Origin of the sequence: Paucilactobacillus kaifaensis (genome assembly GCF_005405145.1) — a bacterium.
GTDB classification, from domain to species: domain Bacteria; phylum Bacillota; class Bacilli; order Lactobacillales; family Lactobacillaceae; genus Paucilactobacillus; species Paucilactobacillus kaifaensis.
In genome coordinates, this window is record NZ_BJDM01000001.1 from 330,104 (window position 1) to 355,093 (window position 24,990).

The window sequence follows — 24,990 nt, forward strand, 5'->3', positions numbered from 1 at the left end:
TTTGGTTAAATAGCACTACAGTAGGAGCGTAAATAAATTTAGGGGATGGAAAAATGACAACACGCCAATTAGCACAACAGATTTTAAATGTGATTGATGTAGATTATCAGATTACTGAGCGTAGTAACGAACTTGATATTGAAATTGAACAAGAAAAAGTTGATCGTCGCCCCAGTGACGAAGTTAAAACAGAGATCGAAAGAGAGTTTGGTAAAACAGATCTAAACTACAATGTTAGTGCAGAAAATTTGTCAGTTACTGATAAATTAAAATTAACCGTTCAAAAATAATACCCAAATATTAAAAAATGTTAAAGTTTTGTCCATTATAGATATTTATTATCCAATTCGCTTGAATTTTATTAATAAACCAGTAGAGTTAAAGGGGTTTTATTTTTAATAAAGGGGATTTAAAAATATGGACGAAGAAAATCAATTGTTTGATGCATTTATTAAATCGTATTTGTACTCACTTAAATACTTGCAAGACTTTATTTCCGCACCGGCGGCAGAGTACGGTATTTCGTTTGATCAATTTTTGATAATGCGTGAGGTTAGCGAGGCAAAAGGGGAAATCACTTTAATGAATGTAGCAGAATCACATCGAGTATCACGATCTGCTATTTCACGTCAAATAAGTGGTCTACTTGGTAAAAAATATGTATTGCAACAAATTGATCCTCATGATCGTCGCCGTAAAATTTTAGAGCTAACTGCTGACGGTAAAAAAGTGGAAGCCAAACTAATGGAAGTTGGTTTGGCTCGCGCCCGAAAATGGATCGAAATTTTTGGTGTGGAAAAATTGGGAAAAGTTTTGGAATTTATTAAAGAATTTACGCAAGAGGTTGTTACTAAAGAGCCTAGCTACTTCGCCGAACGTAGTGGTGAACATAAGGATTAACAAAATAGAGATAGTTTGGATTCATAATCTATGAGTCCAAACTATCTCTATTATCATTAATTAGGGTAATTTATTTTTTTGGATGTTACTGAAGCAATAATTGATAAGCGAATCTTTTGGCTGAACCAGCATGCATGTAAATAATTCCACGATAATCAAAGCCATTTGTAGTGATCACATGCTGCATGCCGAGATTATCCGGATGAGTGTCGATTCGAACATCATGGTAGCCGAGTGTTCTAGAAACGGTTAACAGCCCTGAAATTAATTTTTCAGATAAATGCTGGCCACGAAATTCACTTGATAGTGCAATTCGATGGATGGCGGTGTAGCGTGCTTCGATTCCATTTAGCCATGAACCATCTTCAATTTTTAAATAATTTAAATCAATTCCCTGCCATAAAGCAGCTGTTCCAGCAATTTTACCATCGATGATTAAGACATAGGTAATTTCATTTTTAACATCATCAGCTAAATTTTGGTCAGATGGATAACCATCTTGCCACTGATCGACACCTTGTTTTTTGAGATACGCTTTAGCATCAGCAATGATTTTTTTAATTTCTGGTAAATCTTCGTTAGTTGCCTGACGGATATAAGTTACAGACATAAAAACACTTCCTTTTCTTACAGCAATGTGAAAGATTATAGCGCATTTTTTATGTCGAATCAATGCGATGGATATAAATGGTATTTCAAAGATAAGTTGACTATAATTAGCCTAAAGATGAATATGTTCGAAACGGCCTAACTTAACGTATAACAGTTAACTGTTTCAGTTCACACTTTTTAAATAATAGGAGGTCAATATGAAAATATTAGTAATTGGTGCCCACGGTAATGTGGGACAAAAATTAATTCGTATTTTAAGTGCTCAAGGCGATCAGGTATTAGCCGGTGTGCGTGATCCAGCACAGTTGGCAGATTTACATGATGAAAATATTATTCCAACTAAATTTGACTTAGAACAACTACCTGACACATTAGCGCAAAAAATGATTGGAATCGATGCGATTGTATTTACAGCCGGGTCAGGTGGTAAAACAGGCGCCGATAAGACAATGCTTGTTGACTTGGATGGCGCTGTAAAAAGTATGCAAGCGGCACAAATTGCTGGGGTGCAGCGTTTTGTGATTGTAAGTGCGTTATATACTGATGATCGGCAGAAATGGGTTGGCGATATGCGTCCATATTATGCAGCAAAATACTATGCGGATCAGTGGTTAATAAATCAAACAAACTTAAACTATACAATTGTTCGACCAGGTGGATTAACTAATGATGCTGGTACTGGGCTAGTTCAAATTGATGCAGAACAAGATGTTGCTGGTAGTGTTGCACGTGAAGATGTGGCTAAAGTAGTTGCTGCTTCATTACACAATAGTAAAACGGCAAAACGAGTTTTCAATCTAATTAGCGGTGAAAAATCAATTGATGAGGCACTAAATGAATTATAACGTGTACAGTTTCACTAGATTTAATGGTACAATGTAGTTATTAAATTGCATGTTGTGAAGGGATGATTAATTTATGGATCAAGTCTATGAAAACATTTTAGTACCAGTTGATAGTTCACAAGAAGCAAAGTTAGCGTTAGAAAAAGCCGTAGCAGTTGCCAAGCGAAATAATGCGCATATTGATTTATTAAATGTGCTTGATACGCGATCAGTAACCTATAATTATGCAGGGATGTCTGATGGTAGTATTACGTATCAGTTAGTTAATGAGTCAAAAGAATATTTAAATCGACTTGTTGAGCATTTACGCTCCACTGATAGTTTTACGAATGTTGATATTCATATTCGGTTAGGCAATCCTAAGACTGTTATCGCATACGACTTTCCAAAGGATCATAAGCTTGATTTGATCATGATGGGTGCTAGTGGCCTATCAACGATGCAGCGAGCTGTGATGGGGTCAGTGACATCATTTGTTAATCGTAATGCAATTGTGGACGTTTTGGTTGTTCGCACAACGGTTCAAAACGAAAAGATTGAAGATAAAAAGTAAAGCGCAAATAAACGCGTCTAGGGACATTAGTGTACTGTAAATGAAGTGGTCAAACATGGTTAAAGTACAATCATGTTTGACCACTTCATTTCTTTTGCCTTTTTCTGCTATTTCAGATATGATATCAGTATCTTGAAATGGAGGGATATTTATTTTAACAATCCGTAAAGCAGAACCTGAGGATGCGGGACAGATAGTGCCACTGATGTCTTTAATTTATGACGAAATGGAATTGACGGAATTCGAGTCAGTTCCAGACGAGGATCCTCAGCAGATGATCAGGAACGCCTACGAACGCCGGGCGCTCCTTGGATATATTGCCACTACATTAGTTGCCGAAGTTGACGACAAGGTAGTCGGGATGGCGTTCGCATATCCGGATACAAATGAAACTGCGGTTAATCGTGTTTATGAGCAAGCTGCTCAAGAAATACCTTCAATCAGTGATGTTGATTTCTTTGCTGATCCGGAAGCGTTTGACGATGAATTTTACTTGGACTCATTAGCAGTCGATGATAATTATCGGGGGATGGGAATTGCTACTAAACTAATTCGGGCAATTGCTGACCATGCAGCAGATTTAGGCTATCCTACGTTAGGACTAAATGTAGATACTTTAAATCCACTCGCAGAAAAGTTGTATCGTCGACTAGGGTTTAGGGGCGCTGGTCAGATTATGATTGGTGATCATCATTATCGTCACTTACAGGTTTCAACCGCCCAAAAAGTGTTGGTTTAATGTAATAAAAAACTTAAAATGAAATTGGTAGGCCTGAAAACTATTCGTTTTTAGGCCTTTTAATGTGGTATTTTTATGTCAGTTCTGATAATCTAGTCTCATTGAACTATTATTCCCTACATAATTATTAGTTTTTAAATATACATAGAAAAGCGGTGCACTAAATGAACACTACCATGAGAAAAATGAAATGGATGTTGCCAGTTGTTTTGCTGATTGGCTTTATTATGCGTTCTCCTATTACGACATTGCCATTGATGTTAAAAGAATTGGCAACCAATTTACATGTTGCGCAAAGCCAGCTTGGAATTTTAACGACTTTACCGCTGATCATGTTTTTATTGTTTTCTAACTTTGCTTCTGGTTTATTGAATCTATTAGGGTTTAAAAAAGCAATGATGGTTGCAATCGGTACTCTAGTGGTGGGTTCATTTCTGCGATTAATCATTGCCATGCCAACAATGCTGTTGGGAACTTGTTTGATTGGCGCGGGGATTGCTCACCTAAATGTGTTTATGCCATCACTAGTAACAGCATACTTTCCTAATCGGATCGGGCTGTATACAACGTTATATTCGTTTGCTATGATTTTTGGTAATGCAATTTTTAATTTGATTACTGCGCCAGTTATACAGATGTGGGGCTGGAAATCAATGATGTGGTTGCTCGTGATTGTACCGGTGCTAGCGTTGACAGGGTGGTTACTTGTAACTACATGGTTGCCTGAAAAAATTAGCCGTACGGATATAAAAAGACACGTAAAAAGTGATCTGCATGTCTGGAATAATAAACGTGCCTGGCCGTTTTTATTGACGTTTGGCGGACAAGCAACATTGAGTTACACGTTTAGTGCTTGGATGCCTGCGTTAATGGATTATCATCGTGTTCCCGCTGGGATTATTGGTGTGATCACTGCTTCATTTGCGTTAATTGGGTTACCAATTTCTATTTTTTTGCCGCAATTGTTAGTAGTTTTCAAACGGCGAGGGAAAAAGATTTTAATTTGGTCAGCTGGTTTGTGTGGCATGGCTGCGGCTGGAATGTTATTTGTTCAGAATACATCTTCTGTTACTTTTTGGATGCCAGAAAGTTTACTAATTGGTTATGCTATTGGTGTATTTTTTATTTTTGATATGACGATGTTTGCTGTAAAAACGGATAATCCCTACGCAACAGCAAAATTGTCTGGGATGGCTCAAGCGGGTGGGTACTTAATGTCTGCTTTCGGTCCGTCACTGTATGGAGTGGCGTTTGCTGCTAACCCAACTGGAAATTTACAAAATAGTGTTTACATGGTGCTAGTTTTGCTTGCTTTGGTTTCGAGCTTGGTTATTGTTCAAATAGAAAAAGTGTGATGAATAGTTCAAATGGTAGTAACTAAAACGCGTTATCGGTTAAATGTCTAAAAATAATAAAGAAGTCCAATCCCGAAATATATCAGGATTGGACTTTTTTATTCTAAAACTACGTAAAAGACGCAGCTAGAAGTATTCTATTGTTCTTCGTACCATGAATAGTGGAAACTACCTGGACGGTCGTTTCGTTCATATGTGTGAGCACCAAAGTAGTCACGTTGTGCTTGAAGAAGGTTAGCAGGTAACACTTCAGCACGATATGAGTCGTAGTAAGTTACTGCAGCACTTAAGCTTGGTACCGGTACGCCAGCTTTAACGGCTAAGGCAACTACGTCACGAATTGATTCTTGGTATTTAGCAGCAATGTCTTTAAAGTATCCATCTAATAACAAGTTAGTTAACTTAGGATCTTTATCAAAGGCATCTGTAATACTTTGAAGGAATTGAGCACGAATAATGCAGCCTTCACGCCAGATTTGAGCTAGTTCGCCAAATTTAAGGTTCCAGTCATATTCTTCTGAAGCAACTCGAAGTTGTTCGAAACCTTGGGCATAACTCATGATTTTACCAAAGAAGAGAGCTTGACGAACTTTTTCGACAATTTCATTTTTGTTGACGTCAACTTTAGCTGTTGGGCCAGCCAATTGCTTACTTGCAGCTACACGTTCGTCTTTCATCATTGAAATGTAACGAGCGTATACAGCTTCAGTAATAACTGATTGAGGAACACCAATTGCTAATGCATCTTCGGAACTCCACTTACCAGTACCCTTGTTGGCACCGCGGTCCAAGATAGCATCAACGATAGGTAAGTTTTTGTCATCGCCTAAGTCATCTTTACGAGTTAAAATATCAGCGGTGATTTCAACAAGGTAGCTGTCTAATTCGCCTTCGTTCCATTCTTTAAATGTGTCGGCTAATTCATCAATTGAAAGACCAGCAACATTACGCAAAATGTTGTAACTTTCATCGATTAATTCTTCGTCACCATATTCGATTCCGTTATGAATCATTTTAACGTAGTGGCCGGCACCGTTTGGTCCAATGTAAGCAACACAAGGCTTGCCATCTTTAGCTTTAGCAGCGATTTGTTCCAAAATTGGGGCAACTAAATCGTAGGCATCTTTTTGGCCACCAGGCATTAATGAAGGTCCTTGAAGGGCACCAAGTTCACCACCAGAAACTCCCATACCAATAAAGTTGATACCAGATTTATCTAGTTTGGCATTACGTGCAATTGTATCGTGGAAGTTTGTGTTTCCACCATCAATCAAGACGTCACCTTTGTCGAGTAATGGGATCAATTCATCAATCACAGCGTCAGTTGGTGCACCGGCTTTAACCATCATCAAGATACGACGAGGTTTTTCTAGTGAACTAACAAAATCTTCAACGGTATAACTAGGTACCAATTTCTTTTCAGAATGGTCCTTCATCATATCGTCAGTCTTAGAACGTGAACGGTTATAAACGCCCACTGTAAAGCCACGGCTTTCAATGTTTAGGGCTAAGTTCTTACCCATGACAGCAAGGCCAACAACACCAATTTGTGCTTTTTGATCAGACATGTAAACAACTCTCCTTCAAATTTTTAAAATTAAAACGGTTCAAGACTATTTTAACATTGTTTTGCTAAACGTAAACTATTATGCGAGAAAAAGTTACCTAATTCACAATATTTATAATTCGTAATGCTTTTTATTGATATCTGAAATTATTTAGAGAGCTTTTTTGCTTAAAAAGGCAATAGAATCAGAGGTTCTTAATTTAAAGTTTTTGAAACGTGTAAATTTCTACAAACACCTGGGGCTAAATAAAAAGAGTAGTGTGATTTGAGCTTTGAATCACACTACTCTATTTACCGTTATGCTCTGACTTTTGATCGCGGTTGGTCACACTCTACTTGTTTAAGCGATAAACCCAAGCACGATGATCTTTTTGTAACAGTTCATCTGATGCAACTGGGCCCATTGAACCTGGTAGGTAGTTAGGGAAGATTGGCTCCTCGATATCCCATAATTTACGGATAACATCAACAAACTTCCATGCATAGGCCACTTCTGACCATGAAGCAAAGTTGGTGCTATTTCCTTCAAGTGCATCATGCAATAAACGCTCATATGGTTCAGGAACTTCTTTTTCTTTGTCTGCATCTTGGAAGAAATCCAAGTTTACTGGTTCAGTTTCAAACCCTTGGCCAGTGCTCTTAGCATTAACTTTTAGTGAAAAACCAGACTGTGGTTCCACATAAATAGTTAAGACGTTAGCTTGTAGTGCAGCATCTGATTTTTGTGGAAATGCAAAAATATCAATTAATGGTTTTTTGAAGACAACATCGATACGAGTAAATTTATCAGCTAACTTTTTACCAGTTCTGATGTAAAACGGCACACCTGACCAGCGATAGTTATCAAATAATAATTTACCTGCAACAAATGTTTCTGTGTTTGAATCGTCCGGAACACCAGATTCATCACGGTATTCATTGCCAGTATCACCTGCATCATATTGACCACGAACAAAATTACCAGCAGCTTCGGATGGAGTATATACACGTAGACTCCGCAAAGCTTTTACTTTTTCTACTCGTACATCTGCGTCGGTAAAGGCAACTGGTTGTTCCATTGCCAATTGACTGACAATTTGGAGAATATGGTTTTGGACCATATCTCGCAAAGCTCCAGATGTATCATAGTATGATGCGCGATCTTCAACACCTAATTTTTCGCTAAGAGTAATTTGAACGTTATCAATGTAACGATTATTCCAAAGTGATTCAATAATCGTATTACCAAATCGTAATGCTTCAATATTTTGAATCATTTCCTTACCAAGGTAATGATCAATTCGATAGATTTGATCCTCTTCGAAAGTGCTTGTGAGTTCTTCGTTAAGTTGTTTAGCAGATTTGTAGTCACGTCCGAATGGTTTTTCGATTACTAAACGGTTGTAACCTTCTTGAGTAATTAGACCCTCAGATTTTAAATTAAGCGCAATTTGGCCAAAGAAACTTGGTGCCATTGAAAGGTAAAATAGGCGGTTGCCATTAGCTTCGTACTGCTTATCAAGCTTATTGATTAGTTCATCTAGGGCAGCATAATGAGCTTTGTCAGTAACATCATGAGCGATGTAGTAAAAATGACTAACAAATTCATTGGCTTGATTCTTTGATTCCTCTTTAATGTCGCTGATTGATTCAGAGACGATTCCTTGAAATTCATCGTTGGTCCAGTCTGCTCGTGATGTTCCGATAATTGCAAAATGATCCTTTAGATAACCTTTTTGATAAAGTTTAAATAGTGATGGATACAATTTACGTTTAGCTAAATCACCAGATGCACCAAAAAATGTAAAGATAGCTGTGTTCTCTTTTGCCAAAAATGTTCACTCCTTGTCTTTTGAATGAATCGTCCTAACTACTAGGATATAATTCTAACAGGTACGATTATATACTCTCTTAAAGCAATGTGCACGTTAAAAAGGCAACGTTTTCATTAATGAACATCCATTATAAAAATGGGCCAGATTATAGATCGTTTATATTAATTCAATGGTTATTCAAAAATGAAAATTGGTATAGGTTAATATATTTGTGTATTTTTGTGCAAAGTAAGATTGTTAATCAAAGATAAATTGGCGCTTTTCACAGATAATGCCACAAATCATAAAAATAATAGTGACTGCCAGCATGAAAATATCGGTGGTCAACCATGAGTGCGTCATATTTTGTAAAGCACCAGTCAAAACTGGTCCCACTGCAGCAATTAAATAACCAAGTGATTGAGCCATACCGGACAGATTTCTGGTTTGTTCTGGTGTTTTTGTTTTTAGACCAAACATCGTCATGGTTAACGAGAATGTTGCAGCTGTGGCAGCACCTAAAACAATGTTAATAATCACAAAGAAAACTACAGAGTGAATTGGGATCATTAATGCGACAATACCAACAATTGTAGCTGCTGCAGCGATGACAATTAATTTAGTTCGATTGTGCATCCGAACCGCTAAAATTGGTAATAAAAATGAAGTCGGTACGGAGGCTAGTTGAAATAATCCTGCTAATAAACTGGCAGTATTGGATGATAATCCAGCGGCAATAGCCATTGTTGGTAGCCAGGCTACTAATGTGTAGAAAATTAGTGATGCCAAACCAAAGTAAAATAACATGAACCATGCGGTTTTATTTTGCCATACGGAAGCGGTAGTCTGTTTAACGGTGAATTTATCACGATGATTAAACTTTATGTTTGGCAGCCACAAAATAAATGTGATTAATGCAATCAAACTAATAATCTGAACAACAAATTGCCAACTTGTTTTTTGAGCAACTGGAGCGCTTAAACCAGCACCAAAAACGCTAAAGAAAGTCATTGATAGTGTATACAAGCTGGTCATTGTTCCAATTTTAGCCGGCATATTATCGGTAATTAAAGCTGGTAACAGCACATTCATGAATGTAATTGCTAAACCGACTAGTAATGTTCCTACGAATAATAACGGTTGGTTGATGATTCGCATGTACGAGCCAACAAATAAAATTACTGTAATGATGGCAATGGTTAATTCATTGCCCAATCGCCGACTGATAACAGGTACAAGCGGTGAAAAAACACCAAAACAAATTAAAGGCAGGGTTGTTAAAATTCCTAAGCTAGTCGCCTTTACTCCAAGGGTTTCAGCAATATTATTAATTACTGATGGAATCGAAGTAATTGGTGTTCGCATACAAGCACCCAGTAGAAAAATTCCCAAAACTAAAAATGCGCTGTGTTTCCGCGTATTAGTCAAAAACTCACATCCTATCTATATAATTGCGACCACCATCATATCATAGGTTGTAGCGTAAAACTAATTTAGCGGTTTAAAAAATTGTGTTGCTGCGACAGCTTTTTGCCAGCCTTGATAAAGCTTTTGCCGTTTGGCCGGTTCCATTGATGGTTTGAACAACTTACCATCAGCGAGGACTTCTTTAAGTTCATCTGTATTTTTCCAGTAATCCACTGCTAGGCCGGCCAAGAAAGCTGCACCTAAAGCGGTTGTTTCTTCTTCAGCAGCACGATCAACTTCAATGTTTAAAATGTCGGCTTGAAATTGCATTAAGTAGGTATTACGAGATGCGCCACCATCAGCTTTTAACTTTGGAATTACTAGTCCAGTATCTTTTTGCATTGTTTCGATGACATCTTTGGTCTGATAGGCAATCGATTGCAACGTTGCTTTAATAAAATCATTGCGGTTAGTACCGCGCGTTAAACCGAAAACGGCACCGCGGGCTTCGGCGTCCCAGTAGGGGGCACCTAAACCGGTAAACGCAGGGACGACATAAACCTCATCATTATTAGTAGAAGCAAGCGCTGCTTCACGCGATTCAAACGCATTATTAATCATTCCAAGATTATCCTGTAACCAATCGATTGCTTGTCCAGCTACGAAGATACTTCCCTCAAGGGCATAGCGAACATGTCCATTGATACCATACGCAATCGTCGTAATTAGATTATTTTGAGATAGTTGTGGTTCGTCACCTGTATTCATCACAATAAATGAACCAGGTCCATAAGTGTTTTTAACAGTTCCTTTTTCAAAGCCGGCTTGGCCAAATAGAGCTGCTTGTTGGTCACCGCAAATTCCAGCAATGGGGACCTCAGCACCATAAAATTGAAATGTTTTGGTGGTGGCATATACTTCAGAACTAGAGTGCACTTCAGGCAACATTGCTAAAGGAATATTGAGCAATTGTAAGATGTCTGCATCCCAATTTAAAGTATGGATATTAAAAAGCATTGTACGACTAGCATTTGAATAGTCAGTGACGTGAACAGCACCTTCAGAAAGCTTCCACGTTAACCAAGTATCGATTGTACCAAATAGTAGTTCTCCTTTTTCGGCGCGTTCTTGAGCACCAGGAATGTGATCTAACACCCAGCGAATTTTAGTGGCGGAGAAATAAGCGTTGATGTTTAATCCAGTTTTATCACGAATCTGATCATGAAAACCTTTATCAATCAATTGCTGCACGATTTTCGCAGATTGTTGCGACTGCCAACCGACAGCATGATAAATTGGTTCACCAGTCTCGCGATCCCAAATAACGGTAGTTTCACGTTGATTAGTGATTCCGATGCCAGCAATGTTTTGTGGCTGAATGCTAGTATTGATTAAGATGGTAGCAATTACTTGTTGTACAGCGTTCCAAATTTCGTTGGCATCATGTTCCATCCAACCAGGATGAGGCGCAAAACTGCGAAGCTGTCGTTCAACCTCTGAAACTTTGAAGCCACGTTGGTTGAACAGCATTGCTCGCGTAGTTAAGGTTCCTTGGTCAATCGAAAGAATATATTTATTGGGAGATTTGAGTGCCATAGTGAGTTTCCTCCAGTCAAAAATAAAGTGTCTTAAAAGACACAGAAGTTATAAGTAATAGCGGAGGAAACTCAAGAGATGTTTCTTACCGCTGGAAAGATTTTTAAATGATAATGTAAAAGCTTTACTAGGGGAATCATACCAGTAAATGATATCGGTTTCAAAGACTAAGGTAAAAACTTTGACGCCATTGTTGGTAACGTGTTACGTTCAAATTAATCAAATTGGAGGTGCAGTCAATGACAGTACAAAAAATGGTTCCGTGTTTTACTTTTGCCGGCACGGCGGAAGACGCAATGAAGTTTTATACAACAGTGTTTGATGATACTAAAATTGCAGCAATGGAGTTGTATACTGAGGCAAAACCAATTGGTGAACTTGGTAAAGTCTTTTTTGCAACATTAGAATTGAATGGTAATGAAATTTACTTTATGGATTTGCCAATCGATGCCGGGGTGCCAAAACAAACTTGGGCCACTAGTTATATGCTGTATTGTGATACAGAAGAACAATTTGATCGTTATTTTGATGGTATTGCGCCGACAGGTGAGGTCATGATGGGTCCAGAAGCCGTGGAGGGTTTTAAGAAAGCCACATGGGTTACGGATAAATTTGGGGTTACTTGGCAACTAGTTTGGTGATCATTAAGTAAGATGAAATGAATATTAACGGTGCCAACTAAAAAGTTGGCATCTTTTTTTGTTTACAATAAAGTGACAGCAGTTTGACGAGATGCTCAAGGCCTCATATAATGGGCATAAGAGAATGAACGGAAGAAAATTATTATAATAATGTAAGCTAAATATCATTTATTTTAATTTATTGCTGGTAAAGAAAGTAGGAAACCACGATGCAACAGGCAAAAGAAATAAAATTAAAATGGGTCGTTTCTGCTAGTTTTTTGAACAATACTGGGGCCTCTTTTTTGTGGCCGTTAACGACGGTTTATATGCACAATTATTTACATGAAAGTTTAGCAACCGCTGGAGTAGTGCTATTTTTTATGTCTTGTGCCATGATTTTAGGTAATTATTTGGGTGGGTGGCTGTTTGATCATTGGAGTCCTTATAAAACGGCACTAACATCTGTGAGTATCGCAACAGTAGCAGTGGTGGCACTAATCTTTTTCCATAGTTGGCCTATTTTTGCTGTTTTGCTGATGTTTGTCGGATTTGGTGATGGGGCCAACATTACTGTAATTAATGCCTATGCTGCATCCATAAAGGGACATAAAGTTCGTTATATCTTTAATGTTTTATACATGGCCCTGAATCTGGGGGTTGTGGTTGGAACGTTACTGGTTGGCTTCTTAATGTCACTTGGTGTAACAGTTGTTTTCGCAGTAACGAGTATCTGTTATGCACTGTTTTTATTGCTAACAATCACGACATTCAACGTGCCGGTGCCAAAACGTAATCGTAAATTAGACAGTATTGCAGTTGAAACTAAGGCGCCCGTTAGAACTAGTTCATTAGTTTGGTTGATTTGTGTCTTGGTTATTTCAACATATTTAAGCTATACTTTGTGGGAAAGCGTAATGGCTGTTCATCTGACTAATATGCATATTCCGTTTTATGCATATAGTCTGTTATGGACGATGAATGGAATTATTATCTTAGTAGGACAGCCGCTGGTTAATAAGCTAGAGCCATATCTAAAAATCGATCGCCAAATTGAAATTGGTATTACCATTTTTGCATTGTCCTTTTTCTTGTTAATCTTTGCTGACTCATTTGTATGGTTTATTGTTGATTTCATTATTTTAACAATTGGTGAAATGATGGGGTTGCCTAGTATTCCCGCGTGGATTGATCAATTAACTAATCCAGCACAAACGGGTAAGTATCAGGGGATAATGAATATGTCAATTTCTGTCGGTCGAGCCATTGGACCACTATATGGTGGAATGATCATCGACGGTTTTGGCTATCAATCATTGTTCTTATCAGTCACTGTAATAATGGGGATTTGTTTATTACTAGTAATGCAAAATGTGCGTCATATTCGAAAAAATCAAGGTTAGTTGGTGGGATAAGAATGAAAGTTTTGGGAATCTTAGGATCTCATAAGTGTAATGGAATCACAGCTAAAATGTTAGATGCAGTTTTGACTGCGGTACCCGCACCACATGAAACAGAGCTGTTATTTTTAGAAGATTACGACATTAAACCAGATACGGGGGAGCCTAATCTTGTATTAGATCAGATTGAACAGAAATTAATTGCAAGCGATGTCTGGGTGTTGGCAGCACCAACGTATATTGGTGCATTGTCAGGAGTTATGAAGAACTTTTTAGATTGCTTGCGTCAACGAATGGGACGATTTGATCATACTGGAGCGATTCATCCAACTAAATTTAAAGACAAACACTATCTATCAATTACCACTTGTTATACTGGAACGGTTGAGAATGTTTTGACTGGTGCCACTGATGATACGTTTAAGACGATTGATAAGGCTATGTCGTTAGCTGGATTAATTAAAATTCACGAATTAGTTTTGACTAACTCTTATGGTCAGACTAAATTATCCCAAGCAAAAAAAGAGGAATGTGCTCGCTGGGGTGCCAAAATCGCAAATAAACAGAAACGAGATGATAGCACAGTGAAACGATATATTGAATTATTCTTCATGGTTGCCATAATGGCATTTATCACAATGGGAATTCAGCGCCTGATTAATCCAACCTTGGTTGGTGCTCAATTTTGGTGGTCTGTCGGTTCATTTGTGGTGATTTTCTATGTTTTGCTGGCATTCATTTTGCACTTTATGACGGTTATGAAGCATAAGAGAAAATAATAGGTAGCAAATAATAAAATAAGGTTGAGGTGAAAACTATGTTTTCCTGCTTCAACCTTATTTTAGTTTGCTCATAATTTAATTAGAGTGAGATAAAAAGTGATTTGCTAGTAATAGTGGCTTGTTATGGCACCATTTATCAGATTGTGCGTTGACAACTAAAATGTAAAGGTTATAATGGAAGCGTATTCAGATATACTAGTATGCCAGTTTCGTTTTAGATTGTGAAGAATACACTAAGTACTTAGTTCTTCGTTTGCTATTTTTATTCAAAATATATAATTGTGGGGGTACAATTATGGAAAATAAAGATCGACGTGTCTTTGGGTCACATGGCCGCAAAGTTACATTTGGACGGGCATTCTTTTATGGATTGCCTGATATGATGGGTGGTGGTGGTTTTACCATCATCGGGGCTTTTTTGTTATTTTTCTTTACGACGTTTGCAGGCTTAACTGCTACACAAGGGGCATTGATTATTGGAATTGCCAGAGTTATCGATGCCATAACAAGTTTAGTTATGGGAAGTTTAACCGATAATTTCTGGCGTACGAAGCTTGGTCAAATGTTTGGCCGACGGCATTTCTTCTTAATGATCGGTGCGCCGCTGATGCTTGAATATATTTTAATGTGGGTGCCAGGTCGCGGTTTTTGGTACTATTTAATCGTTTATCTATTATTTGAAATTATTGCTGCATCAGTTTTAATTCCGTGGGAAACATTGCCGACTGAAATGACGAGTGACTACACATCACGGACAAAGATGTCTTCCACACGGATGTTCATTTCATCAACGGGAACTTTCTTAGCAACATTCGTTCCGGGTCAAATTATTAGTGCAATGGGTCAAAATAATCCATATGCATATTTGGTTAATGGTATTATATTCGCTATTATTTTTGCTTTGTGTGTGTTTGCAGCAAACAAAGCAACGTGGGAACGTCCAGTTACTCAAGAAATGAAGGATGTTTATAATTCTCAACCTAAGAGAAGCTTATGGCAGACTTTTGCAAAAGAGTTTAAAGATTATATTTCCACAATGAAAATCAAAAGTTTCCGTAAGCATATTGGAATTTATCTATTGTCGTTTACGGGTAAGGATACGTACAACACCATTTTTGTCTATTTCATTGTTTCATGTTTAGGTTTAACTGCAACAGATTCAGCTAATATTTTATCGTTATCAGTAATTGGGATTCCAACAACGATTTTAGCTGGTTGGTTAATGATTAAAAAGGGTCCTAAATTTCTATTCATTAACGCTTATACGATCATGCTGCTGATGATTATTGGTGATTATCTAGTGTACAAGTTGCAGCCTAGCAATCCATTAGTTTGGTTACTTGCAATTGGCCTTATTTACCAAGTTGGTCGTCAAACATTGGAATTCACACCGTGGAATGTCTTTCCATTTATTCCGGATTTAGATGAAATTGTAACTAAGCAACATCGTGAAGGAATTTATGCAGCATTCATGACGTTTGTGCGCAAATCAACAGTCGCAGTTGCAACAGTTATTGTTGGGATTGTGCTAGATGAAAGTGGTTATGTTAAAGGTGCTAAGAATTTGTTACACGAACCAGAATCAGCTCAACATGCTATTGTGGGTGTGCTAGTCTTTGGTGCCGGTGGTTTAATTCTTTGTGCTTTGCTACTTGCGTTAACGTTTAAGTTAAACAAAGAAACTCATGATGTTGTAGCTAATGAAATTGATCGCCTTAAAGCTGGTGGAAGTAAAGCGGATGTAACACCAGAAACACGTAAGGTTGTTGAAGAATTAACTGGCTGGGATTATGACAAAGTTTGGAATGAAGACAACGCGAAGTAATGGTTTTAATTGTTTTGTAGTAAATTAGTTTTAATAAAAGGGAGTATCAATCATGAGTTTACTAGACAAAGATTTTTTGTTAACAAATGAGATGGGGAAAAAGTTGTTTCATGATCATGCAAGTAAAATGCCGATTATTGATTTTCACTGTCATTTGAATCCAAAGGAAATTTATGAGAATAAAAATTATCCTAACTTAACCAGAATTTGGATTAATGATGGAACCTTTGGTGATCACTACAAGTGGCGATTAATGCGTGCTAATGGCGTTGATGAAGAATTGATCACTGGTGACGGGGATGAATATCAAAAACTAGTGGCCTGGGCCGGAACAATTGAAAAGGCAATTGGTAATCCGCTTTATGAGTGGACCCACTTGGAATTACAACGTTTCTTTGGAATTGATGAACCATTTACTACAAAAAATGTTAAACAGGTCTGGGATAAAGCTAATAAACTGTTAGTTACAGACGATTTCAAGCCACGCAGTTTAATTCGTAATTCAAATGTGAAGGTTGTCTGCACGACTGATGATCCAGCTTCTGATTTGAAGTATCACGTTTTACTTAAAAAAGAAGAAAAAGAAAACGGCTTTAAAGTTTTACCTGCAATGCGTCCAGATAAAGCCTTTAATATTTCGGCCGATTCATTTGGCGATTATTTAAAGGAACTAGGAGCTGCTGCTGGGGTTGATATTAATGATTTTGCCGGACTTTCAGCTGCATTTGAACAACGTTTTGAGTTCTTCTCTAGTTTAGGAGGACGTTTATCGGATCACGGGTTGAACACTTTCCATTTTGTGAAGGTATCTGAGGGTGAGTTAAATCAAATTTTAGCTAAAGGGCAAAATAACGAACCACTAACAGCTCACGAAATCGATGCATATTCAACAGGTTTAGTTGAGATGTTGATGCGATTGAACAAGAAATTTAATTGGACAATGCAGTATCATATCAACGCTATTCGAAATGCAAACAAGCCAATGTTTAAGAAATTAGGTGCTGACACTGGTTTTGATTCAATGGGGACTCAACCTGATATTGCAGCACAAATCGTAGATTTATTAACAGATATGCAAAATGAGGATAATATTCCACGCACAATGTTGTATTCATTAAATCCTAACGATTGGATGCAATTAGCTACTGGTATGGGTAACTTTTATGCTAGTGGTGTTATGCAAAAGATGCAATTAGGTTGCGCTTGGTGGTTTAACGATACTCGTGAAGGTATGCAAGCACAATTACGAATCATGGCAGAACAAAGTCTTTTGGCAAACTTTGTTGGTATGCTAACAGATTCTCGTAGTTTCTTGTCGTACCCACGACATGAATACTTCCGTCGTGTCTTATGTGATTATATTGGTTCATTAGCACAACGAGGCCAGGTTCCAGATGATGAGGAATATTTAGGCAAGATTGTAGAAGATATTTCATATAATAATGCTCATAGTTACTTTGGGTTCTTTGACCAAGATTAGTCGAATCACTAACTGATAAATAGACTGGTCATATATTTAAAAAGTCAGTCGAATTGCTTCGGCTGACTTTTTTACTGGAGGAAATAATATGCAAACAATTGAAAATACACAATTTAAAGCACAGATCGATGAACGTGGAGCTCAATTAACACACCTAGTTAACATTGCCGGTGATTTCGATTATATTTGGAATAATGATTTATGGCCTAAACATGCCCCAGTTCTGTTTCCAGCAATTGGGCGTTCACAAGAAGATGCATATCAATTTAATGGAAAAACATATGAAATGCCGCAACATGGTTTTGTTTCTGAGGAAACCTTTGCAGTAGAAGAAAATAGTGGTTCAAAGCTGATATTGTCGCTGACTGATAATCCAACAACACGAAAATACTATCCATTTCATTTTAAATTAACAATTACATTTGAGCTGTCAGAGCAAGGATTAAGTTTTAATTTTAAAGTCGATAATTTAGATGACAAGCAGTTGAGTTTTTCATTTGGATCACATCCGGCATTCAACGTTCCTATTAATGGAGAGGGACAATTTTCAGACTATCAGCTTGAATTTAGCCCGAATAATTTGGACTTACAACAATTTGAGATTGTCAAAACGCCAGCACCCTTTCGTGATGGTAAAATAATTCCAATTTCAGCGGCAAATAAGAGCAGCATTCCTTTAAACTATGATATGTTTGCAGACGGACTGGTAATTGTTGAAAACGATGGTATTTCTGGAGTTAGACTGACCTCACCAAAGACACAACATAGCATTGAGTTATCGCTGACAGACTTTAGATATGTTTGTCTGTGGACAAAGGAGGGTGCTGATGCTCCATTCTTGTGCATTGAGCCATTTCAAGGGTTGCCAGATATCAGTGGACAACAAAGTGAGTTGTTGACAAAAGAGGCTAATGTGGGTCTTGATGCAGGGAAATCAAGGTCATTTAAGTATCAGATTAGTTTGAAGTAAATTAATAAGCCCAATTAAAAAGACACCAAACAATTTTGTTCGGTGTCTTTTTTAATTTGACTACTTTTGACTATTTGGATTAGGATGTTGCCGTTGATACTCAGCAATTACGTCATATTCACTTTCCAATTTACGGCCGACCCGTAAGTAAATTGGTAGTAGATCACGATAATTTTTAAAGTTGGCCGGATCTGGTTGATACGTATTTTGTTTACCAACAAATTGCTTAACCACTGACATATCTTTAGCTTCGCCGATGCTAATTAAGGCTAAAGTCATGGCTCCCAAGCAGCCACTTTCGAATGCTTCTGGGATCGTGACAGGATGTTCGAAAATATCGGCTAGCATTTGACGCCACAAAGCTGAACGCGCAAACCCACCAGTAGCAGTAATTAAAGTGGGCTCACCAACTGCTTCTTGGAGTGCTAATTGGACTGTATAAAGATTAAAGACAACTCCCTCAAGAGCGGCTCGTACCATGTGTGCACGTGTATGCGTCCGAGTGAGGCCGAAGAAAGAACCACGAGCATTGCCATTCCAAATTGGCGCACGTTCGCCACCTAAAAATGGGTGAAAAATCAAACCATCAGAGCCAGCAGGAATTTTTTTTGCGATATCTGTTAGTAGATCATAAGGATCCATATCTAGTAATTTGGCAGTTTCTTTTTCTGGTGCAAACAAATTATCACGAACCCATCGGAAAACGATGCCCCCATTATTAACGGGTCCACCAACGATCCACTTACCGTCCATCACCGGGTAGCAATAAGTTCGGCCTTTGGGATCAAGCTGAGGTTTATCGATGAATGTTCTTACAGCGCCGGAAGTACCAATAGTCACAGCAACTTCACCTTTGCCGATGGCCCCTAATCCGATCTCTGCTAAGGCTCCATCAGTTGCGCCCATTACAAATGGGGTATCAGCTGAAATACCAATTTGATCTGCTAGTTTAGGTTCTAAACCAGTTAACTGATCAGTTGGGTCAACTAATTCTGGTAATTGTTCACGTTTAATACCGACGAACTTCAAAATGTCCTCATCCCAGTCCATTTTGAAAATATTCATCAAACCGGTTGTTGCTGCCATAGATGTTTCTTCTTTTAGCTGGTGAAAGAAACGCCATAGAACATATTCTTTAATTCCAACCCAATAACTTGTTTGATTAAATAAATCGGATTTATCATTTTTTAGCCATAACAGTTTGTAAACTGGTCCCATAGGGTGAATTGGTAGTCCGGTTTTGTTATATATTTTTAATCCTTGTCCACTTTGACCTAAAGTAGTAGCCTGTTTTTCGGCACGGTTGTCCGCCCATGTAATAACCCTTGTTAGAGGCTTGTGGTCGGCATCTAAGCCAATTAAACTGTGTTGCTGGGTTGAAAATGAAACAGCCCGGACACGTCCATCAGCGTTCTTAACTACTTCGGTTAAAGCTGTGACGGTTGCGTTAAAAATCTCGTCAGGATCTTCTTCTGCCATGTCAGGGGTATCCTGATAAAGTGGGTAAAGCTGATTTGAATACCCTTTGATATCACCTTTTAAGGTGTACAAAACAGCTTTGGTGCTGGTCGTACCAATGTCAATTCCTACTACATATTCCAAACTAGTTACCTCCTAAAAGTAGAGTGTTAATTAAGCCTACGAAGGTTGACTGAATTAGCACGTTTCAAACTGAAAACAAGTATTTAAAAAACTAATTTTATCTGTTAACGCTTACATTTAACAACGATTTTAGCAAATTGTCAACAACAAGTATATCAGTTTTGTCTAAAACATCTAAAATCAGGTATTTTTTAATAAAATAAACAAAAAATCAAAATACTAGTATAATAGCAGTTAAATAGACGAAGTGAGTTGAATGAGATGGATGAAGATAATAACAATTTAAATATGAGGGCTGATGCTTACAATCGGTTGAAATATCAGATTTTACATGGAGTTTATTTTCCTGGACAAAAAATTTCTGAAAAGATTGTGTCACAGGACTTGGGAATTGGGCGAACGCCTGTTAGAGAAGCTATTATTCGGTTAGAACGTTATTCGTTAGTGGAAGTGGTGCCTCAAAGTGGAACTTATGTCACTAGGATTGATATGCAGTCAGCTGAGAATGCCCAATTTTTGCGTCGTGAGATCGATCCCGATATCTTACTAGAGTTTTCGATTAATGCATCACCAGAATTATTTGATCGCTTAGAAGACAATTTAAATCGTCAGGTTGAAGCCGCTAAGGTAAGTGACAATAATTTGTTCTTTGATCTTGATGAGGAATTTCATCAATTATTTTATATTGGCGCCAAGCGCCAGTTGATTTGGGATTGGTTGCAAACGATTAACATGCAATTGAATCGCTATCGCTGGTTGCGACTTGAGGTTGCGGATTTAAATTGGGATACACTTTTGGAACAACACCAAAATATTTTTCAAGCAGTAAAGGAAAGAAATGTGGAGGGAGTTCGATTTTCTAGCGAGGCTCATCTACGGTTAATGCTCAGTGAAATGCCAAGTTTATTGGCTAAGTTTCCAGACTATTTCGTTGATACGGATAATGAATGATAAATTACTGTTGGACTACACAGGTGTCGATCGGAAGACACCTTTTTATTTATAGATTTATTGTGAAAGTTCATTGACAGATGATGTAAATGTGATAAACTGAAAGCGTATTCAGGCATACTAGTATATCAGTTAATTTTTTAAGTTGTTAATAACTGGAAGGAGTTTCACACATGGTAAAGATTACAGATAATTATTTACAGAATAAAGCTGCATTTGATAGCAGCAATATTAAGGTTCCTACTTATGATCAAGCGGAAATGACAAAAGAAACATTGGCTAGTCCCCACTGGGTTCACTTTGGTGGTGGTAATTTATTTCGGGCATTTCATGCTGCCATTGCCGATCAGTTATTGGAAAGTGGCGAAAGTAAGACTGGCGTGATTGTTGCTGAAACATATGATGACGCAGTTGTTAGAGATATTTATGGTAAATATAATAATCGGGTTGTGCGGGTTATTACTAAAGCTGACGGTTCACAAGATCGGGAATTATTTGCTTCAGTAGCAGATGCAATTTTTGCTGGACCAGTTGGTGAAAATACGACTAGCTTTGATCGGTTAAAAGAAATCTTTAAGCAAGCTAGTTTACAGGTAGTTTCGTTTTCAATTACAGAAAAAGGTTATCATTTAAAAAACAGTGCTGGCGAATTCTTTCCACCAGTGGCAGCTGATTTGCAAAATGGACCTGCCGAACCACAAAACAATATGTCGTTACTAGTGAGTCTGTTATTAACACGATTTGAAAATGGCGCTGTTCCATTAACTTTGATGAGCACAGATAACTTTTCTCAAAATGGTGATCGACTTAAAAATAGTGTCTTAACAATTGCTAAACAGTGGTTGGCTAACGGATTTGTGAAGCAAGACTTCATTGACTATCTATCTGATCGGAATAAAGTTGCCTTTCCACTTTCGATGATTGATCGAATCACACCAAATCCGTCTGAAACGATTGCAACTGATTTAAAGAACGACGGATTTGAAGATGCAACCATTCTTCATTCTGAGAAGCACACCAATATTGCTGCTTTTACTAATACTGAAGAGGCACATTATTTGGTTGTTGAAGATGACTTTCCTAATGGTCGACCTGCCTTTGAAAAAGCGGGTGTTATCCTCACGGATCGTGATACTGTTAATGATGCTGATGAAATGAAAGTTACAACTTGCTTGAATCCATTGCATACAGCACTTGCGATTTATGGTAGTGTCTTGGATTACCACTCAATTGCTGATGAAATGCAAAATGATGATTTGGTTGCGCTAATTAAGCAAATTGGATATGTTGAAGGATTGCCAGTGGTTAAGGATCCTAAAGTTATTAACCCACAAGCATTTATTAATGAACTATTAACAAAACGATTACCTAACCCATACACTCCAGATACACCACAACGAATCGCTAGTGATACATCGCAAAAATTGGGTGTTCGCTATGGTGTAACCATTCAACATTATGTGGATGACAACAACCGTGATCCTAAGACATTGAACTTTATTCCATTGGTGATTGCAACATGGTTGCGTTACTTAATGGGTGTTAATGACAAGGGTGAGACATTTGAACCAAGTCCAGATCCAATGTTTGATGAGCTACATGCTCAAGTAGCTGGTTTTAAATTAGGCGATGCCAGTGTAGCTGTCCATGATGGAGTTAAAGGAATTTTGAGTAGTGAAACCATCTTTAATATGGATCTGTATAAAGTTGGCTTGGGTGAAAAAGTAGAAACTTACTTTAAACAAATGCTAGCTGGTAATGGTGCAATTGCCCAAGTACTACATGATACGTTGGTACAAAAGGCAAAACCTGTAAAATAATATACTAATCAAAGAACGACTTTGTGGTAAATTAGTAGATGAATATAGAAATGAGGATGGGAAGGTTAAACATGTCAGAGTATAAAATTGCGGTAGTTAATTCAAGTAGTTTTGGACAAGTGTTTAAAGAACATTGGCAGCAACTAGAACAGGTTGGGACAGTAGATCGGTTTATGGTTGACCCTAATATTTCTGGGCCAGAATTGGCTGATAAATTACATGGATATAATGTAATTGTCTCAAGTGTGACACCCTTTTTTAAGGCAGATTTTTTTGAAAACAAGGACGAACTGTTACTAATTTCACGCCATGGAATTGGTTACAACAATATTGATTTAGCTGCAGCTAAAAAGCATGGTACTAAGGTGACAATTGTGCCACCGTTAGTTGAACGAAATGCTGTCGCTGAAAATGCTTTGACTAATTTAATGTCCGTAGTTCGCCAGGCACCTGCTTCTTCTAATCGTATCAAAGAGGATCGGTATGAAGATCGTGCTGAGTTTATGGGTCATGAATTTAGTGGCAAAACATATGGGGTAATCGGCTGCGGTAATATTGGTAGTCGAGTAGCTGAGTTATTCCAATTTTTTGGTGGTAAGGTAATGGTTAACGATCCAGAACCGCATGCTCCTGAAGGTTGGTTTGATAAAAATCCAAATGTAAAACGAGTTGAGCTAGATGAACTTCTTGCTAATTGTGACTATATTTCATTAAATGCATCATTAAATGATGGAGATTACCATTTAATCAATGCTGATGCATTGAAAAAGGCCAAAGATGGTGTTTATTTTGTTAACCATGCTCGTGGTGCCTTAATTGACGAACAAGCAATGCTGGCTGCCGTTCAGAGTGGTAAGGTGTCTGGCTATGCTGCTGACACAATGGAAGTTGAACCTGTTCGGGCTAACCACCCATTCTTAAAGGATCAACATTTTCTAATTACTCCTCATACTTCTGCATACACTTATGAGTGCCTGCATGGAATGGGTGAAAAATGTGTCTCTGATGTATTAAACATTGTTAACGGAAAACCATTGGTGCGAGAATTAACACAAAGTGTAAACTAAACTATCGCGCTTAAAAGCTGTAGTGTAACGTAAAAATAAGAAGATCGGATTCGTTTTTTTGAATTTGATCTTCTTATTTTTTATGTTAAACGAGAGCTTTTGTGGCTGTAAACACGTTTCGACTATCAGCAAGAAAGCCAAATTAAAACACGAACCAATATCTTTGTTCAATTTGTAGTAAAATAACCACTAGATTATTTTAAAAAAGGGGTTCAAATAATGACTGGTCAAGATCAAATGAAACATATATTAAATGGTGAATTGTATCATCAAACGCCAGAATTAATGGAAATGAGAATGAAAGTACGAGATCTATTATTTGAATATAACAGACTTAACTATCGCGACTTAAAGCGCCGTAGTGAGCTCTTAGGAGCAATGTTTGGCCGAATGGGTGAAAACTGTTTTATCGAATTACCATTTCATACTGATTATGGTTCTAATGTAAAAATCGGTGATAATTTTTTTGCTAATAATGGTCTAACTCTATTAGATACTGCCACAATTGAAATTGGTGATAATGTGTTAATTGCTTCCAATGTTGGTATTTACACGGCGGGACATGCATTAGATCCAGAATTAAGACTGAAAACTGGGGCAGAATACGGTTTCCCTGTTAAGATTGGGAATAATGTTTGGATTGGTGCAAGTGTTACGATTTTGCCAGGAGTGACAATTGGGGATAACGTTGTAATTGGTGCTGGATCAGTAGTTACTAAGGATATTCCAGCTAATACTTTGGCCTTTGGGAACCCGGCTAAGGTTAACCGTAAGTTTAATGAACATGATAAAAAATATTACTTTAAGCAACGTCAAGTGTCACAAGAATACTTAGACAAATTGGCAAGAAATGAAACTTTCCATCGATAAAATAATTGCACGAATTGCACGTAATTGACTAATTAAAAAAAGGTGTTTAAGAAATTAAATTCGGAACTGCAACTATTTTTTGAGACAATCAAATAAAAGCAGATTCTAAAAAGTCATTTTGCTTCCGATTAGGCAATCGATTCCCGGTATTGGACTGGGGATTGGTTGCCTAATTTGGTAAAAATACGAGTATTATTCCAAAATTGGATGTAGTTTTGGACTGTTTCAATTACAAT

General features: G+C 37.6%; 23 protein-coding genes. 16 read left to right on the plus strand and 7 right to left on the minus strand.

All coding sequences use genetic code 11. The features are described 5' to 3' along the window. Positions 1 to 53 precede the first annotated feature (53 nt). Both FFM51_RS01450 and FFM51_RS01455 read left to right on the plus strand, forming a co-directional pair. Positions 54 to 290: a hypothetical protein gene (locus FFM51_RS01450; protein ID WP_137596882.1), complete on the plus strand. Its 237-nt coding sequence runs from the start codon at positions 54 to 56 to the stop codon at positions 288 to 290. Positions 291 to 417: 127 nt separating this feature from the next. After that, the gene (locus FFM51_RS01455; RefSeq protein WP_137596883.1) at positions 418 to 900 is read left to right on the plus strand and encodes a MarR family winged helix-turn-helix transcriptional regulator; all 483 of its coding nucleotides are present in this window, start codon (positions 418 to 420) and stop codon (positions 898 to 900) included. Positions 901 to 985: 85 nt separating this feature from the next. Here FFM51_RS01455 and FFM51_RS01460 read toward each other — a convergent pair whose 3' ends face one another. Continuing rightward, positions 986 to 1,510 (minus strand): GNAT family N-acetyltransferase, encoded by a 525-nt coding sequence (locus tag FFM51_RS01460; RefSeq protein WP_137596884.1) that lies wholly within the window; start codon positions 1,508 to 1,510, stop codon positions 986 to 988. A gap of 199 nt (positions 1,511 to 1,709) precedes the next feature. Between FFM51_RS01460 and FFM51_RS01465 the strand changes: the two genes are divergently transcribed. From FFM51_RS01465 to FFM51_RS01480, 4 genes are all read left to right on the plus strand, one after another. Next, positions 1,710 to 2,357 carry an SDR family oxidoreductase gene (locus FFM51_RS01465; protein WP_137596885.1) on the plus strand — a complete coding sequence of 216 codons (648 nt, stop codon included), beginning with the start codon at positions 1,710 to 1,712 and terminating at the stop codon, positions 2,355 to 2,357. 73 nt (positions 2,358 to 2,430) lie between these two features. Continuing rightward, positions 2,431 to 2,910 (plus strand): universal stress protein, encoded by a 480-nt coding sequence (locus FFM51_RS01470; RefSeq protein ID WP_137596886.1) that lies wholly within the window; start codon positions 2,431 to 2,433, stop codon positions 2,908 to 2,910. Between the two features lie 151 nt (positions 2,911 to 3,061). Then, on the plus strand, positions 3,062 to 3,649 hold the full coding sequence (locus FFM51_RS01475; RefSeq protein ID WP_414691946.1) for a GNAT family N-acetyltransferase: 588 nt from the start codon (positions 3,062 to 3,064) through the stop codon (positions 3,647 to 3,649). Positions 3,650 to 3,813: 164 nt separating this feature from the next. Continuing rightward, the gene (locus tag FFM51_RS01480) at positions 3,814 to 5,004 is read left to right on the plus strand and encodes an MFS transporter (RefSeq protein ID WP_137596888.1); all 1,191 of its coding nucleotides are present in this window, start codon (positions 3,814 to 3,816) and stop codon (positions 5,002 to 5,004) included. Positions 5,005 to 5,141: 137 nt separating this feature from the next. Here FFM51_RS01480 and gndA read toward each other — a convergent pair whose 3' ends face one another. The 4 genes from gndA to glpK form a co-directional block, all read right to left on the minus strand. Next, on the minus strand, positions 5,142 to 6,572 hold the full coding sequence (gndA, locus tag FFM51_RS01485) for an NADP-dependent phosphogluconate dehydrogenase (RefSeq protein ID WP_137596889.1): 1,431 nt from the start codon (positions 6,570 to 6,572) through the stop codon (positions 5,142 to 5,144). 331 nt (positions 6,573 to 6,903) lie between these two features. Next, on the minus strand, positions 6,904 to 8,382 hold the full coding sequence (gene zwf / locus FFM51_RS01490) for a glucose-6-phosphate dehydrogenase (protein ID WP_137596890.1): 1,479 nt from the start codon (positions 8,380 to 8,382) through the stop codon (positions 6,904 to 6,906). 240 nt (positions 8,383 to 8,622) lie between these two features. Beyond that, positions 8,623 to 9,792 (minus strand): CynX/NimT family MFS transporter, encoded by a 1,170-nt coding sequence (locus tag FFM51_RS01495; protein WP_137596891.1) that lies wholly within the window; start codon positions 9,790 to 9,792, stop codon positions 8,623 to 8,625. 60 nt (positions 9,793 to 9,852) lie between these two features. Beyond that, positions 9,853 to 11,367 (minus strand): glycerol kinase GlpK, encoded by a 1,515-nt coding sequence (gene glpK, locus FFM51_RS01500; RefSeq protein ID WP_137596892.1) that lies wholly within the window; start codon positions 11,365 to 11,367, stop codon positions 9,853 to 9,855. A 239-nt stretch (positions 11,368 to 11,606) separates the two neighbouring features. On the opposite strand from glpK, the gene FFM51_RS01505 reads away from it, so the two are divergent. The 6 genes from FFM51_RS01505 (at position 11,607) to FFM51_RS01530 (ending at position 18,444) form a co-directional block, all read left to right on the plus strand. Further along, on the plus strand, positions 11,607 to 12,008 hold the full coding sequence (locus FFM51_RS01505) for a VOC family protein (RefSeq protein WP_137596893.1): 402 nt from the start codon (positions 11,607 to 11,609) through the stop codon (positions 12,006 to 12,008). 209 nt (positions 12,009 to 12,217) lie between these two features. Continuing rightward, on the plus strand, positions 12,218 to 13,390 hold the full coding sequence (locus FFM51_RS01510; RefSeq protein ID WP_137596894.1) for an MDR family MFS transporter: 1,173 nt from the start codon (positions 12,218 to 12,220) through the stop codon (positions 13,388 to 13,390). Between the two features lie 14 nt (positions 13,391 to 13,404). Continuing rightward, a complete protein-coding gene (locus FFM51_RS01515) occupies positions 13,405 to 14,166 on the plus strand; it encodes a flavodoxin family protein (protein WP_137596895.1) in 762 nt (253 codons plus the stop codon). Between the two features lie 298 nt (positions 14,167 to 14,464). Then, the gene (locus FFM51_RS01520; protein WP_137596896.1) at positions 14,465 to 15,994 is read left to right on the plus strand and encodes an MFS transporter; all 1,530 of its coding nucleotides are present in this window, start codon (positions 14,465 to 14,467) and stop codon (positions 15,992 to 15,994) included. Positions 15,995 to 16,046: 52 nt separating this feature from the next. Beyond that, the gene (gene uxaC / locus FFM51_RS01525) at positions 16,047 to 17,474 is read left to right on the plus strand and encodes a glucuronate isomerase (RefSeq protein ID WP_137596897.1); all 1,428 of its coding nucleotides are present in this window, start codon (positions 16,047 to 16,049) and stop codon (positions 17,472 to 17,474) included. 88 nt (positions 17,475 to 17,562) lie between these two features. Next, positions 17,563 to 18,444 carry an aldose 1-epimerase family protein gene (locus FFM51_RS01530; RefSeq protein ID WP_137596898.1) on the plus strand — a complete coding sequence of 294 codons (882 nt, stop codon included), beginning with the start codon at positions 17,563 to 17,565 and terminating at the stop codon, positions 18,442 to 18,444. Between the two features lie 60 nt (positions 18,445 to 18,504). Here FFM51_RS01530 and gntK read toward each other — a convergent pair whose 3' ends face one another. Further along, entirely contained in the window at positions 18,505 to 20,046 is a 1,542-nt protein-coding gene (gntK, locus tag FFM51_RS01535; protein WP_137596899.1) for a gluconokinase, read from the minus strand. Between the two features lie 261 nt (positions 20,047 to 20,307). Here gntK and FFM51_RS01540 point away from each other — a divergent pair, with 261 nt between their 5' ends. The 4 genes from FFM51_RS01540 to FFM51_RS01555 all read left to right on the plus strand — a co-directional run bounded on the left by FFM51_RS01540 (position 20,308) and on the right by FFM51_RS01555 (position 24,754). After that, positions 20,308 to 20,997 (plus strand): GntR family transcriptional regulator, encoded by a 690-nt coding sequence (locus tag FFM51_RS01540; protein WP_137596900.1) that lies wholly within the window; start codon positions 20,308 to 20,310, stop codon positions 20,995 to 20,997. A 173-nt stretch (positions 20,998 to 21,170) separates the two neighbouring features. Continuing rightward, the gene (locus FFM51_RS01545; RefSeq protein WP_137596901.1) at positions 21,171 to 22,817 is read left to right on the plus strand and encodes a mannitol dehydrogenase family protein; all 1,647 of its coding nucleotides are present in this window, start codon (positions 21,171 to 21,173) and stop codon (positions 22,815 to 22,817) included. Between the two features lie 71 nt (positions 22,818 to 22,888). Next, positions 22,889 to 23,884: a D-isomer specific 2-hydroxyacid dehydrogenase family protein gene (locus FFM51_RS01550; protein WP_137596902.1), complete on the plus strand. Its 996-nt coding sequence runs from the start codon at positions 22,889 to 22,891 to the stop codon at positions 23,882 to 23,884. Positions 23,885 to 24,103: 219 nt separating this feature from the next. Next, a complete protein-coding gene (locus tag FFM51_RS01555; protein WP_170999537.1) occupies positions 24,104 to 24,754 on the plus strand; it encodes a sugar O-acetyltransferase in 651 nt (216 codons plus the stop codon). A 128-nt stretch (positions 24,755 to 24,882) separates the two neighbouring features. Here the strand turns inward: FFM51_RS01555 and FFM51_RS08950 are convergent, their stop codons facing one another. Beyond that, on the minus strand, positions 24,883 to 24,990 hold the full coding sequence (locus FFM51_RS08950) for an IS3 family transposase (RefSeq protein WP_137596903.1): 108 nt from the start codon (positions 24,988 to 24,990) through the stop codon (positions 24,883 to 24,885).